This window comes from Candidatus Hydrogenedentota bacterium (assembly GCA_013359265.1).
Lineage (GTDB): Bacteria > Hydrogenedentota > Hydrogenedentia > Hydrogenedentales > SLHB01 > JABWCD01.
In genome coordinates this window covers 54,496-68,674 of sequence record JABWCD010000014.1, presented here as the reverse complement: position 1 = coordinate 68,674, position 14,179 = coordinate 54,496, and the positions used below count along the sequence as shown (strand labels likewise).

Here is a 14,179-nt window from a genome sequence, read left to right as displayed (position 1 = left end):
AACTTGGTTAAGTACTTCTTCTTCGTCGCCGGCCGGATTCCTAACCACGACCTAACTCCGATTTAATGCGCGCCGACTAACGTCTCCGCGAGTTTCTTGGCTGTGGGGCTAAGGGTATTCATTCCGCTCGGGTGCTTTTCAAACTTTATTGGGAGACGGCTTATGCGAAACCGTGTTCGTATGTCGATGAGTTTGCTGCTATTTCTTGGCGTGGCCCATTCGTCGTTTGCGGCGCTTGTACTCAACGAAGCCCTGTTCAACGTTCCGGATGGCAGTGACACTGGCTTCGAATTCGTGGAAATCAAGGGCGACCCCAGCGAGAGCGTCGCCAACGTTTGGTTGCTCGAGATCGACAGCAACGGCGGAACGAATGGGCAGATTCTGAACGCAGTCGATCTGTCCAGCGCCGGAACGGTCGGGACGAACGGTCTGTTGCTCGTTCGCGCGTCAACGCCGCTCGTACCCGCGGCGGATGCGGCGACTTCAATTGTGGTCCATACATTTGTCGGATCGAACGGCCTTGAGAACAACACGACGACTCTCGCATTGGTAACAAACTTCACCGGAAGCATCGGTTTCGATCTCGACACGAATAACGACGGAACGATCGACGTGGCGCTCCCGTGGACGACAACGCTGGACGCCGTGACGAACCAGGATAGCGGCGGCGGCGACTTCCCCCACGCCGACGATCTGGGCGGGACGGTGCTGCCGATCTTCCCAGGGTTCTCGCCCGACTACATTATGCGCGACCCCGGTAATCCGACGGTGTGGATACAATCGGATGTTCTCGGCAACGGCGTGTCGCCGTACGCAGGCCCTTACACGTTATCTGCAACCGAAATCAGCGACCTTACGTTCGCGGGACTCACGGCCACACCCGGGAGCGCAAACGCAAGCCCGGCCCCGGGAATGCCAGCCGTTTCCGTTCCCAAATTCAATGAGTAGACCCGGCGAGCCGCAAACGGGCTCTTGATGAGAAGCTTGGGACCCGGGCTCTGGAGGCGCGTACCCACATATCATCGTGTGCGTGGCGCGAGCGCGAATTGGCGCCTCGATGATAGCTATAGTCGAGGCGGGTATCGGAGGTAGCAGTAGCACCTACGATACCCGCCGTGGCCTATTTGCTGTTCCGAAGCTGGACGTGCCTCTCGTCCCGAAGTTTCCCGCTTTGTAACGCGCGCTTGAAGAGCTCCGCTTTGCTCTACCTTTAATTCCAGGGGCCTCGCCAGTCGCAGGACGACTACTCGTAAATCATTTTCCTGGTCATACCGCCATCGACGACAAAATTCTGCCCGGTAACGAAGCCGGACTTCGTCGAATCCGCCAGAAACAGACAAAGTCCCGCGATGTCGTCCGGCGTGCCGACGCGCCCGGCCGGATGCTGTCGATGATCGCGTTCGCTCAACGCGGCCTGCTTTCGAAGCGACGACTTTCTCCACGCCGACACATCGATCCAGCCGGGACTGATCGCGTTCACGCGGATGCCGCGATCCCCCAGCGTAACCGCGAGCGCATGCGTCAGTCCGATTAGTCCAGCCTTTGAAGCGGAATACGGCTCGGTGTTTGGTTCGGACATCAGGGCGCGCGTCGACGCGATACTCACGATCGCGCTTCCGGGCGGCATGTGCGGTGCGGCGTGCCGCGCGAACAGATACGGGCCGCGCAGGTTGACGTCGATCACTTTGTCCCAATCCGCGGCGGAGCGATCGAACAGCCCACCAGTCCAGCCAATACCCGCGACATTAATCAGACCATCGATCTGCCGCGACTTCGTCACAACGCTGTGAACTGTCTCGCGAATGTCGTCTTCGCTGGCGACATCGCACACCAACGAAGTAACGTGAAGACCCTCGGTGCGCATCGTCTGCTGGATTTCGCTGCCCGCCTCCGGATCGCAGTCCGCGACCCACACGTGCGCGCCGGCTCGCGCGAACGTCTGCGTGATTGCCATGCCGATGCCCTGCGCCCCGCCGGTCACAATCACGCATTTACCGTCGAACGCCATATTCGTGCCTTCCCAATTTGCCCTAGCGAATGCGAACGAACGCAGCCGAATGCCACACCCACGGCGCGCTCAGCACCGCCGCGGCATTCCAGCCCAGTAGAAATGTCTTGGCCATTCGCGCGCTGTACGGCGCGGCCTTCCACATCACAAGTGCGTCCGCAACAAACCACACCGCGCCGAGCGCAAGAACAGCCGTCGTGATGCCCTCACGGAACCAATAATAGACCCACGCCGATTCTGAGGCCAACATGATCGCAACAACGAATTTGGCAGGCGCCCGGCCGAGCAACACCGCGGTCGTTCTTCGTCCCGCCGCCTTGTCCGGTTCGATGTCCATGCTCGCGCCAAAGAGGTGCGAGTGCATGGCAAACGCCGCACCAAATATGAACGCTTGCCAGGGCAATTGCTGCACATCGTTCAACCAACTGCTCAAGACGAAAACGAGCAAATACCCCGACTGATTGAGCAAGTCGACAACGGGCCAGTTCTTGAATCCCCATCGCGGCCCATTGTAGGTGATGACGGCGGCGCATAGTGCGGCGATCAGGCCAATGGCCTTCACGCCTTCCGCGAAAGTGAAGTACACAAAGAACGGAATCTGCGCGAGGATAATGCCAATAGGCAAAATCGCGCGCTCCGCGTCTGTCGGCCGCGCGCCGAATATATAGGAATCCTTGCGCGGGTTTTGCCGGTCCGTCGCCCAGTCCGCGATGTCGTTCCACCCATAAATCATCAAACCAAGCGGGAACGTTACGTACACAATCCCAATCCAAAAAGGAATCGAGTCGAATACGTTCGCGCCGCCCGCGGGCAGCAAATAGAACCAGATGGACGTGGTCCAAAACCCCGGCCGCGCAACTTTAAGCCAAAGGCCAAACCGCATATCGTTTGCCCACCTCGCCCGTGCCCGCACCCAACCCACACCGCTGCCGGCGCGTATCCTAACAGATGCGTGGAACACCGTTGGCTTGACTGCGTGCCCGGCCCACAGCACAATGCGGCCCCAGCGGGTCGAGGGTCCCCACAATGGAAAATCTCAAGGGCGGCGATGTCATCGCGCGCATGTTGAAGGCCGAAGGGGTCGAGAAAGTTTTCGGCATCATCGACGGCACGTACTTCGGTTTCTATTCGAGTCTGCGCAAGTACGGCATCGATCTCATCACGCCGCGCCACGAAACGAGCGCGGCGCACATGGCCGGCGCCTACGCGCGCATCACCGGCAAACTCGGCGTTTGCATGGCCAGCAACGGGCCCGGCGTCGCAAACGTGCTGCCGGGTGTCGCCGTTGAAAACGGCGAGGGCAATCGTGTCCTCCTCATCACCAGCTCGCGCCGCACGGGTATCGGCTACCCGGATCGTGGCGGCACCTACCAGTATTTCAATCAAGTCGGTGTCATCAAGCCCATGTCGAAATGGAGCGGCGCCGCGCCGTCGTTCGCGCGCGTGCCGGAGTTGGTTCGGCGCGCCTTCCGCAAATCGTTCCAGGGGCGGCCCGGCGTCGTCCACATCGACGTGCCCGAAAACATCATGAACGGCGATGACGCCGCCCCGCCGTTTCTGGAACCGGCGCAGTATCGGCGCACGGAACCGATCGCGCCGAGCGCATCCCAAGTCGATGCGGCCGCCGCGCTGCTTCTTAACGCGTCGCTTCCAATCGTCCACGCGGGCAGCGGCGTTATCCACGCGCTCGCATTCGACGAATTGAAGGAACTTGCCGAATGCCTGCACGCACCGGTCACCACGAGTTGGGCCGCGCGCGGCATCTTCCCCGAAGACCATGAACTCGCGATCTCGATGATTCACGTCGAACTGAACCACCGCGTGCGCAACGACGCGGACGTTGTGTTGACGCTGGGTTCGCGCCTCGGCGAAACCGACTGGTGGGGTAAAGCCCCCTATTGGCGTCAGCCCGCGCAACAGAAAATGATACAGGTAGACATCGATGAGGACATCCTCGGCTTGAACAAGCCGACCGCGGTAGCCGTACTCGCCGACGTAAAGCTCTTTCTGCGCGCGCTCATCGACGCCGTTAAAGGCAAACTGAGCGATTCAATACGCAACGCGCGGCGCGAACAGGTCTCCAGGTACGCGGCGATGCGCGCGGCGCACCGCGCGCAACTCGACGAACGGCTCGCGGGCAACCTCAACGCCGGCCACGTCGCCCGCGCGTGCGAACTAATCTACGACAAGGACGCAATTTGCGTTATCGATGGCGGCAACACCGCCGTATGGACCAACTTTTACCGCACCGTCACATCGCCCAACACCATTCTCCAGACCGCGAAATTCGGCATGCTCGGTGCGGGCGTCGCGCAGGCGCTCGGCGCAAAAGTCGCCACGCCGAACCGCCAGGTTTACTGCGTCATCGGCGACGGCGCGATGGGCTTCCAGCCGCAGGAGATCGAAACCGCCGTGCGAAACAAACTTGCGGTCACCTACCTGGTCTGTTGCGACAAGCAATGGGGCATGGTGAAAATGAACCAGCAGTTTACGCTGCAGAAATACCGAAAGATCGTCGAAGGACTCAGCCAGAAATTCACGTCGCTCGCGCCGCTGAACGAGACCCTTGGCCCATTAGACTCCATCAACTCCGATCTCGGCGAAATCCAATGGAACAAACTGGCCGAAAGCATGGGCGCCCACGGCGAACGTGTGGATGCGCCCGATCAACTCAAGCCCGCGTTGGAACGGTCCCTTTCGTCCGGCGTCTGTTCTGTCATCCATTGCGACGTCGATCCCGTCGCCCACATGTGGGCCCCCAGCCTCAAAGCGTTCAAGGACATGCACCAGGAACCCGCAGGACGGTAGTTGGCGCAACCATGGGCGAGCACGACACACCACACCGAGGGGGCTGGATTCGTAAGGCAATCGCGGTCGTACTTGGATTCTTGGTCTTACTTTACGCTGGCGCCGTCGCCCTAGCATATGTATATCAAACCCGCCTCTTGTTCCCGGAGAGACCTGTCAGCACCCGAAAACCTTCGGACGTCGGGTTTCAATTCTGCGAAACCGTCACGCTTCGTGTGGGCGAAAACACGTCCGAGGCATGGCTGCTCCCTCGCGAGAATGCGCGCGGTGTCGTGTTGTTCTCGCATGGACTTGGGCAGACCATGGCCGAACGCCTCGAAATGGGGAAGGCATTTCACGACTTGGGATTCGACGTATTCATGTACGAATACGGCGGCTACTGGAACAGCTCGGGCGAACCATCTGAAAAGCGCTGCTTTGAAGATGTGAACGCAGCCTGGTCGTATCTCACCGACACGAAGGAATACGGCGCCAACGAGATACTCGTATTTGGCGAATCGATGGGCACCGGCCCAAGTGTTGAGATCGCGCACCGCAAGCGACCCGGAGCTCTCGTCCTAATGAGCCCGTTTACCAGCCTGGTCGATGTCGCTCAACGTCGAATGAAGCTATTGCCGGTGGGATTGCTGCTCCGACACCGATTCGACAATGCTGCCAAAATCAGGGACGTGACCTGTCCCGTGCTCATAATGCACGGCGTGGACGATCACGAAGTGCCATTTGCGCAGGGGCAACGGTTGTTTGAGTTGGCAAATGAACCAAAAACGTTAGTACGCATGCGCGGGGGTCATGACGCGTTCTGGATCGCGCAGGAGGAATTCAAGGACCGTGTCGAGACTTTCGCAGCGCTCCTGTTCCCCAGGTTGGCGGAGCCGTACGCAAAGTGACTTCCAATCTCGACAGCGTTCGCCTGAATTTCAATCCCGAAAACGTATGGATTGTGAATCTGATCATCGCCGTAATCATGTTCGGCGTGGCGCTGGACTTGAAAGCAGACGATTTCCGGCGCGTGCTGCGCCAGCCAAAACCAGTGCTCATCGGGCTGCTCGCGCAATTCCTATTGTTTCCTGCATGCACCTTCCTACTGACACTCCTCTTGCGCCCGCACCCCAGCATCGCACTCGGAATGATTCTCGTCGCGGCTTGCCCCGGGGGCAACATGAGCAATTTCATCACGTACCTCGCGAAGGGCAATACGGCGCTGTCCGTAAGCATGACAGCGGTTTCTACGTTCGCAGCGATACTCATGACGCCATTGAACTTCTCGTTCTATGCCGGCCTGAACGCGAACACCGCGCCGCTGCTCCAACGCGTGGAACTGCGTTCCGGCGAGATGCTCCTCACTGTGCTCGTCATCCTCGGCGTTCCCCTGCTCGCGGGCCTCATCGTGGCGCGCCAGCTTCCTCGTATCGCGGACCGTTTACACAAGCCCTTCAAAGTCCTTTCGGTGCTCGGCCTGCTTTTCATCATTGCGGCGGCGTTCGCGAAAGACTTCGGCATATTCGTCGCGCATATGGGCGTCATTCTTGCCGCCGTTGTCCCGCACAATCTGCTGGCATTCGCTACCGGTCTTGGCGCGGCATCGCTCCTTCGACAAAACTCGCCTGACACGCGCGCCATCACTATCGAGGTAGGAATCCAAAACTCCGCGCTTGGCCTTGCCCTGATTTTTCAATTCTTTCCCGATCTCGGCGGCATGGCGATGGTCGCGGGGTTCTGGGGAATCTGGCACATTGTCGCCGGCCTTACTATCGCGTTCTTCTGGTCCCGCGTCGGGCCTTTGCCCGCGCCCGCGCAGGAAGCCGCGTAATGTCCGCGAGCGGCCAGCCTTCGGTCCTCGTTACCGGCGCATGCGGCTATCTCGGCTCGGAAACGATCAAGGAACTGGCGCGGCGGCGCAGTTCCTTTTCTGCGATCGTCGCGCTCGATATTCGCGAAACGCCGGCGGGGCAACGCTGTGCCGGCGTGACGTACGTGGCGACCGACGTACGTGAATCCACTATTGAGACGGTACTTCGCGATAATCGCATTCATACCGTCGTCCATCTCGCCTCGATCGTTACGCCCGGCAAAAAGTCGAACCGCGAATTCGAGCGTTCCGTCGATGTCCTCGGCACGCGCAATATCGTCGAATGCTGCCTGCGCGCGGACGTGAAGCACATCATCGTTGCGAGCAGCGGCGCGGCCTACGGATATTACGCCGACAATCCGCTACCCCTGCGCGAAGATGATGCCCTGCGCGGCAATCCCGAGTTCTCCTACTCCGACCACAAGCGGCAGGTCGAAGAAATGCTCGCATCGTACCGTCGCTCGAACCCGGACTTGAAGCAACTCATACTTCGTCCCGGCACGATTCTCGGCGCGACGACAACGAACCAGATCACCGCCCTGTTCGAGCGAAGCGCGATTCTTGGCGTCGCCGGCGCGTCAACGCCCTTCGTGTTTATCTGGGATCAAGACGTGGTTGCGTGTATCGTGAAGGGGATCGCCGAACAGCGCGAGGGCATATACAATCTGGCGGGCGACGGAACAGTCACGATGAAGGAGATCGCGGCGATGCTCCACAAACGGTATATCTCGGTCCCCCCCGTCCTGCTGACCATGGCCCTTCGTCTCCTGAAATCGTTCGGCCTCTCACAGTACGGGCCCGAGCAGGTCAACTTTCTGCGTTACCGCCCCGTGCTCGCAAACGACCGCCTCAAACACGAATTCGGCTACACGCCCCAAAAGACTTCGCGCGAAACGTTCGAGTTCTACGCGCGCAGCAAGGGTCTGCTCTGACCGTGGGCCGGTTCGACGGCAAGTGCGTGCTCGTTACCGGCGCGGCGGGCGGCATCGGGTCCGCACTGTGCCGCGCGTTCGCGCGCGGGGGCGCGTCAATCGCGTTGATGGACATCGACACAGCCGCGATGGAACGCGTACAGACCAGCCTGATCGAATCCGGCACGCGCACCACAGCGGTTACAACCGACATTACCAATGAGCTAAATTGCCAAACGGCCGTTGAACATGTCGTGTCGGAGTTCGGCGGCATTGACATCTTGGTCAACAATGCCGGCATTACGCATTTCAGCCTCGCGGAACAGACCGATCCCCACGTCATAAAACGCGTGCTCGACGTAAACTTCTTCGGCGCGGTGCATTGCACGACCGCGGCGCTGCCATCGCTCATCGAACGGCGCGGCGCGATAGGCGTTATCAGCAGCATCGCCGGTTTCGCGCCGTTGGTCGGCCGCGCAGGCTACTGCGCGAGCAAGCACGCTCTCCACGGGTACTTCGAAACGTTGCGCTGCGAAGTCAAACGCCACGGCGTCAGCGTAACCATGATCTGCCCGGGCTTTACCCAAACGAATCTCGACAGGACCGCGCTCACGGCAGACGGTTCCGTGGCCACCGCGGGCCGCACTGAAGTGGGCCAACCGGCCGACCCCGACGTTCTCGCACACGCTATCGTCCACGCCCTCGCGAAACGCCGCCGCATTCTCGTTGACTCGCCGATCGGAAAGACATCGTGGCTGGTCCGGCGCATCGCCCCACCGCTGTACGACGCCATCATGACCTACCGAATGCGCGCCGAATTCCGCAGGGGCAATTCCTAGCCGCCCTACGCGACTTGAACCTGCGCCCGCATCGGCCCTCGGAGGCGCGGAGTGCAACAGGTTGGTACAGGAGGTAAGAGCACTCTCGAGACCCCAAATCAAAAATCGATGATTTAGCGATTTCCGTGCAGAAAATACTGGCACGGTTCTTGGACGGGTATCCCTCGAAGAGGTAGCGGAGGGATCGATATGAACCGTGCTAACCAACTCGCGAGACTAAAGCCCGCCTTCGGCCTCGCGGCAACGCTTGCGGTTGTTGTATGTGCCTATGGCCAAATCGATTACAGCGGCGTAAAGCGCGCGAACGCAACACCGATCTCGCCGGATTCGCATGGCGCAAAGGGCCTCAAGCAACGCGATTCCGCGGCACTTGCCGCGTCGAGCAGAGTGCCGGAAATCCGTCAGGTCGACGAACCCATTGACAACCAAATACCATTGTTCGGGCCCAACGGCAAGGCCCTGTCGGTCACCTACGTTAACGTGACCGACACGGTTATCCTCCCCGGCGCCAAACGTCTCGGCATGAATCTCGGCGCCCGCGAAATTTACGGCTCGGCCCAAATTATGAAGAACATCCTTCCGAACCCCGGCTTCGAGGCCGCCGAATATGGAACGCTTTTTCACACCTCCGGCGATTCCACCGGGACCAACTTTTTCCAGGAGTTCTGGGACACGAGTTGGAACGTCGACCGCTGGGGCATCGGCCAGCCGGAAGGATTTTGGGACGGCGGGACCTACGAGGTCATGTTCGGCCAAGCGAAAGGCCGCACAGGCCAGATCGCCCATTTCAGCCACTCCGCCGACAACCGCAATGTATTCGGGTTGGCGGACGACGGAACGGCGCCGGCATACCTCGATGTCGTCTCTGCGCGCAAAACATTGGAAGGCATCGCCGGATATCCGGGCATGGAATTGGACCCGGTCGATACAACGACTACTCGCCCAGGCAGCCCCGGAACGCAGTCGTTCCATTTGCGGCCGCAGTCCGAAACGTGGGAACCGTCCTACGCGCTGTACATGGACAGTTTCTGGCGCGATAGCGACCGCACCGCGAGCAAGATGTTGATTGTCGAAGGCCCGTGGCGCCTCGCCTTTTGGGCCAAAGGCCAAAACAACGGCACACAGATTCGCTTCGAATTTCGCCGCGAGGGCGAAGGCACCTTCTTCAACGAAACCGTGACCCTTTCGACCGAATGGCAGCGCTTCGAATTCAACCGCCTCATCCCCGTCGGACAAGACAAACGCCGTGATTACACCGCCGACGAATACCATCCATTGCTCGTGTTCCGCGTGTTCGCGCTTACGGGCGACGACGCCTGGATGGACGACATCGAACTGTATCGCAGCGATCAATCCAACCCGACCGCGTTCAACGACACACTCGTCGGCAAATTGAAAGAACTCCGCCCCGGCGTTCTACGCGATTGGGGCAATCAACTCGGTTCGAGCCTCGACAACCAACTCGCGGAACCCTTCGCGCGCAAGACGCTCGGTTGGCGTCCCCATAGTCAGAATCCCAGCGAATTCAGTTACTCCCTGCACGAATTTCTCGAGCTGTGCAAGGAGGTCGGTTCCGAACCGTGGTACGTCATCCCGCCGATTTGGACCCACGACGAGATGGTGAACCTGTCGGAATACCTCTGCGCCCCGGCGGATGGCGCGCACCCCTACGCCGAGTACCGCGCCGCACTGGGCCAAGTCGAACCCTGGACGTCGGTCTTCCCGACGATCCATCTGGAATGGGGCAACGAAATGTGGGGGTCCGGTTCCGGCACCGATCCGTTCTTCGGCGCGTCCGCCCTCGGCGGCCAGCGCCTCGGCACAATGGCCAACGAGCGCTTCGGCATCATGCGCGACTACGGCCCGTATTTCGATCCATCGAAGTTCAACTTCATCATCGGCGGCCAGGTTGGGTGGCCCGGCCGTCAGGAAGAGATCGAGCGGTTCAGTTCCAATCACAACACCGTAGCGCTCGCCCCCTACTTCGGGTCCCTGTCCACCTCATGGGGATCGGACTCCGAAATCTTCGGGCCGCTCCTTGCCAAACCGTTCTACGAAACCGAGCAGGGCAACATGCGCCACAGCGTGAACTACCTCGACGACGCCGGCCAGGGCACGCGCGCTGCCATCTACGAGATCAATTTCCACACGACCGGCGGCGACGTCCCGCTCGATATTCGAAACGACTTCGTCACCAGCCATGCCGGAGGTGTCGCGATGCCGTTGTTCATGCTCCATTACATGAAGGAACTTGGCGTGCGCGAGCTGTGCGCGTTTCAGGCGCTGCAGCATTCCTTCAATCGCGGCAACGGCGAACACGTCCGCATCTGGGGTTGTCTGCGCGATCTTAACTACTCCGGCCGCAAACGTCCCACCTGGCTCGGCATGGAACTCGTCAATAAAGCCATTCGCGGTGACATGGTCCAAACCGTCCACACCGGAAAGAAGACTGCTTGGACCCAACCCGCAATCAACAGCGTCTATAGCCCGACCACGGTCGACCATGTGCAATCCTATGCGTTTAAGGATGCCTCCGCGTACGGCATCGTGCTCTTCAATCTCAGCCTGACTGATCAACAGCGCGTGCGCATCACCTTCCCGACTACGGTCGGGCCCGTCGCAAAACAGTGGCGGCTCGAATCGGCAAGCCCGCACGACGACAACGAATCCTCCGAAGTCGTGAAGATACAGGCCAGTACGGTCACGAAACTGCGCCAACACCACTACGTGACGCTGCAACCGTGTTCGATCTACGTCATGACGTGGAACCAAGCCATCTAGCCTCCCGGGAGAATACGCCAGACCACGATCAACGCCCGGCGCGGTCCGGGCGTTGATCTTTTCGCGAAACTTCGAGAACGCGGGCGCCGAAATAGAAGGACGCCCCGCGCGGGCATGATTGCCACCTATTGCGCGATCCCTCGCCGCCCCGATTCGACTTGATGCGCCTGCGCAGCTACGATGCCGCTGCTCAGGGAGGGCCTGCATCATGAACTCACATCGTATTCGCGCACGGGCCGCGGTGGCGCTACTGATTGCGGCCATCGCGCACGCGGAGGGGACAATCGACTGGGTCGTGACGGCGTATAGCGACGGCGCGCACAACGCGTTCACGGACCTTGCGCAATTCAACGGAATGTATTACCTCGCATTTCGCCACGGCGCAACGCACGCGTCGCTCGACGGCGAAGTCCGCGTTATGCGGAGCGCCGATCTGAAGTCGTGGGAGCCCTGCGGCACAGTCGACACCGCGGGCGACGATCGCGACGCGAAGCTCGTGGCCGTCGGCGACACGTTGTACCTGTACTTTGGCACGTGGGACATCGTTCATATGCCGGGAAACGCCGCGCCGGACCGCGGTGCTGTAAGGTCCTACTTCGCGACAACGAAGGACGGCGTGACGTGGTTCAAAGTACAGGGCGTGTACGAGCCGGGATTCTGGCTGTGGCGGTTGCGGCACCACGACGGCGCGTTCTACAGCGTCGCGTATACCGCCGTGCGCCCAAAGCCGGACGCGCGCGAATCGCGGCTGGTGCGTTCGACCGACGGGCTGAACTGGGAACTGGTGTCCGTCGTCACGACGGAACGGCTCGCCGGCGAGGCCGACATCCTGTGGCGGCCGGACGGCGCTGTGTGGGTGTTGACGCGCACGGGCGACGCTGCTGCCGACGCGGAGTGGCTTGTGTCCGACGCATCCATGAAAACATGGACCGGCAAGGGCACGGGCACGCCAGTGCATTCCCCGGTGTTCGCGACGTGGAAAGACCGCGTATTCGTCGCCGGACGCGATTACCGGAAGGATGGCAGTACGACGAAACTGTGGGAGTTCAAGGACGGCGCGTGCCAGGAAGTAGTGACGTTGCCAAGCAAGGGCGACACAGCCTACCCCGGGCTGCTCGTCGATCCGGCGACGGCCAAGGCCGGTGCGCCGGCGTTCTTCATCACGTGGTATTCGCAGCACGACGCCATGCCCGGCCAGCGAAACCGGGCCGATATCTACGCGGCGAGGGTTGTGGCGGAAGATTAGGGGGACGGACAGACGGGAACGGGGATATTGACTTGGCGGCAATATACGTATATGTTCGTACTCGCGCGTGTCACATCATACTGACGAAGAGGGTTCACCATGCCACCATTCGCCCGAGTTGCCTTCGTTCGCCTCTGCCTGCTCCTCGCATGCTCAACGGGACTGCATGTGGCCGGCGCGATCGTATATGTCTCCCAAGCGGGCGATGGAACAACCGGAGATTCCTGGGAAACGGCGCTGCCTAACATTTCCGACGCGCTGGACCAAGTTGGCGCGGGCGAAAAGATTTACGTCGCGGAAGGCACATATGCCATCAGCGAACCGATGGCCGTTCCGACCGACGTCGAAATCCTCGGCGGATTTTCCGGTTCCGCCAAAGGCAGTTCCGGCGAAAACGATCCCGGCATGTATCCGACAATACTGGACGGAGAAGATATCGCGGGCAGCGCATTTGTATGCAACAACGTCCTCGATGTGTTGATTGACGGATTCACATTTACGGGGTTTGTCGGTTCGGGCGACGGATACGGCAAGGGGGGCGCAATACGCTGCGAGGCGGACGCCGATGTACAAATCCGTGACTGTTTCTTCACTCGCAACGACATCGACGGATATGGCGGCGGCGTCAATGTCATAAACGCGTTTGCTCTAATCGAAGACTGCGTGTTTCTAAACAACTCCGCCCAGGAAGGTGGCGGCGTGAAGGTGCATTCGGGGTCGCTCCTGATGCGGCATTGCATATTCAACAGCAATGACGCGGGCCTTATCGGCGGGGGATTTTCCGGTTATGATTCGGACACTCGAACACGCGACTGCCTGTTTATCGACAACGATGGGCCATACGGCGGCGGGATCGAGTGCCACGAAGGCACGCGCGCAGAATTTGAGAATTGCCTGTTCGCAAAAAATAGGGCAAGCGTCCAGGGCGGGGGTCTCACTTTCACGTTTCAAGACGGAGTAGCGGTGATAAATTGCACGATCGCCGACAATGAGACGGATGGCAACGGCGGCGGCATATTCCTTCATGATTCAACCGGAGAAATAATCAACTCCATATTCTCAAAGAACAACGCGCATGCCATATTCGAAAACAGCACGACCGTCGACCCCTCTGTCGAAAATTGCTTGTTTCACGCCAACCCCGATGGCGCGTACTTCGACGAAGGATCGACGTCGATCGCGACCGCATCGGGCCCGGGCGGCATGAATTCTGTCCTGGCGGAAGCCGAAGGAAACATCGACGGCGACCCGCTGTTTGCCAATCCCAAAGTCGACGATTACCACCTCACGACCGGTTCACCCGCGATCGACGCCGCATCCAAAGATGACGCGCCAAATCACGACATAGACGGCGACAGCCGGCCCATCAAGCCAAGCAAGGCTGGCTCGAAGTTCGATATCGGGTTCGACGAATACAATCCCGGTGCACTCCTTGTCGTCGACGCACCGGGTGACGGCGACAAGCTGAAGATAGGTAAAGAGTACAAAATTCTCTGGCATTCCGACGGCTACACCGGATCCTCCGTGCGATTGGAGTTGGTGCGCGGCGGCGAAGTCGTTCGCGCAATTGGCGACAAAACGCCAAACGACGGTTTCGCCAAATGGACGGTCCCGAACGACGTACCGGCAAGAAAGGGTTATTCGGTCCGCATTACGAACGTGAACGACCCCATCTTCTCGGACGAGAGTGAAGGCGGCTTTAAGATCGTGAATCCGTAGCGCAGGAAGCGCCGTTAT

The 14,179-nt window shown here is 60.1% G+C and carries 11 protein-coding genes; 9 read left to right on the top strand and 2 right to left on the bottom strand.

The window, feature by feature from the left end:
* The first annotated feature begins 162 nt into the window (after positions 1 to 162).
* Entirely contained in the window at positions 163 to 948 is a 786-nt protein-coding gene (locus tag HUU46_14000) for a hypothetical protein (protein NUM54754.1), read from the top strand.
* A gap of 295 nt (positions 949 to 1,243) precedes the next feature.
* Here HUU46_14000 and HUU46_13995 read toward each other — a convergent pair whose 3' ends face one another.
* Together HUU46_13995 and HUU46_13990 are read right to left on the bottom strand one after the other, a co-directional pair.
* Positions 1,244 to 2,008 carry an SDR family oxidoreductase gene (locus HUU46_13995; protein NUM54753.1) on the bottom strand — a complete coding sequence of 255 codons (765 nt, stop codon included), beginning with the start codon at positions 2,006 to 2,008 and terminating at the stop codon, positions 1,244 to 1,246.
* 22 nt (positions 2,009 to 2,030) lie between these two features.
* Positions 2,031 to 2,891, bottom strand: coding sequence for a UbiA family prenyltransferase (locus tag HUU46_13990; protein ID NUM54752.1), 861 nt, complete (start codon positions 2,889 to 2,891; stop codon positions 2,031 to 2,033).
* A gap of 143 nt (positions 2,892 to 3,034) precedes the next feature.
* Between HUU46_13990 and HUU46_13985 the strand changes: the two genes are divergently transcribed.
* From HUU46_13985 to HUU46_13950, 8 genes are all read left to right on the top strand, one after another.
* Positions 3,035 to 4,816 (top strand): thiamine pyrophosphate-binding protein, encoded by a 1,782-nt coding sequence (locus HUU46_13985; GenBank protein ID NUM54751.1) that lies wholly within the window; start codon positions 3,035 to 3,037, stop codon positions 4,814 to 4,816.
* Positions 4,817 to 5,031: 215 nt separating this feature from the next.
* Positions 5,032 to 5,703 (top strand): alpha/beta hydrolase, encoded by a 672-nt coding sequence (locus HUU46_13980; GenBank protein ID NUM54750.1) that lies wholly within the window; start codon positions 5,032 to 5,034, stop codon positions 5,701 to 5,703.
* A gap of 77 nt (positions 5,704 to 5,780) precedes the next feature.
* Positions 5,781 to 6,626, top strand: coding sequence for a bile acid:sodium symporter family protein (locus tag HUU46_13975; GenBank protein ID NUM54749.1), 846 nt, complete (start codon positions 5,781 to 5,783; stop codon positions 6,624 to 6,626).
* Positions 6,626 to 7,597, top strand: coding sequence for an SDR family oxidoreductase (locus tag HUU46_13970; protein ID NUM54748.1), 972 nt, complete (start codon positions 6,626 to 6,628; stop codon positions 7,595 to 7,597). The genes HUU46_13975 and HUU46_13970 overlap by 1 nt, the downstream gene beginning before the upstream one ends.
* Positions 7,598 to 7,599: 2 nt before the next feature.
* Positions 7,600 to 8,415: an SDR family oxidoreductase gene (locus HUU46_13965; GenBank protein ID NUM54747.1), complete on the top strand. Its 816-nt coding sequence runs from the start codon at positions 7,600 to 7,602 to the stop codon at positions 8,413 to 8,415.
* A gap of 189 nt (positions 8,416 to 8,604) precedes the next feature.
* Positions 8,605 to 11,196 (top strand): hypothetical protein, encoded by a 2,592-nt coding sequence (locus tag HUU46_13960; GenBank protein ID NUM54746.1) that lies wholly within the window; start codon positions 8,605 to 8,607, stop codon positions 11,194 to 11,196.
* A gap of 208 nt (positions 11,197 to 11,404) precedes the next feature.
* Positions 11,405 to 12,442 carry a hypothetical protein gene (locus tag HUU46_13955; GenBank protein ID NUM54745.1) on the top strand — a complete coding sequence of 346 codons (1,038 nt, stop codon included), beginning with the start codon at positions 11,405 to 11,407 and terminating at the stop codon, positions 12,440 to 12,442.
* Positions 12,443 to 12,541: 99 nt separating this feature from the next.
* Positions 12,542 to 14,161: a right-handed parallel beta-helix repeat-containing protein gene (locus tag HUU46_13950; protein ID NUM54744.1), complete on the top strand. Its 1,620-nt coding sequence runs from the start codon at positions 12,542 to 12,544 to the stop codon at positions 14,159 to 14,161.
* Positions 14,162 to 14,179 lie beyond the last annotated feature (18 nt).

Coding starts and splice junctions, on each gene's coding strand:
- HUU46_14000 (NUM54754.1), top strand. CDS start 163: ATGCGAAACCGTGTTCGTATGTCGATGAGTTTGCTGCTATTTCTTGGC.
- HUU46_13995 (NUM54753.1), bottom strand. CDS start 2,008: ATGGCGTTCGACGGTAAATGCGTGATTGTGACCGGCGGGGCGCAGGGC.
- HUU46_13990 (NUM54752.1), bottom strand. CDS start 2,891: ATGCGGTTTGGCCTTTGGCTTAAAGTTGCGCGGCCGGGGTTTTGGACC.
- HUU46_13985 (NUM54751.1), top strand. CDS start 3,035: ATGGAAAATCTCAAGGGCGGCGATGTCATCGCGCGCATGTTGAAGGCC.
- HUU46_13975 (NUM54749.1), top strand. CDS start 5,781: ATGTTCGGCGTGGCGCTGGACTTGAAAGCAGACGATTTCCGGCGCGTG.
- HUU46_13970 (NUM54748.1), top strand. CDS start 6,626: ATGTCCGCGAGCGGCCAGCCTTCGGTCCTCGTTACCGGCGCATGCGGC.
- HUU46_13960 (NUM54746.1), top strand. CDS start 8,605: ATGAACCGTGCTAACCAACTCGCGAGACTAAAGCCCGCCTTCGGCCTC.
- HUU46_13955 (NUM54745.1), top strand. CDS start 11,405: ATGAACTCACATCGTATTCGCGCACGGGCCGCGGTGGCGCTACTGATT.
- HUU46_13950 (NUM54744.1), top strand. CDS start 12,542: ATGCCACCATTCGCCCGAGTTGCCTTCGTTCGCCTCTGCCTGCTCCTC.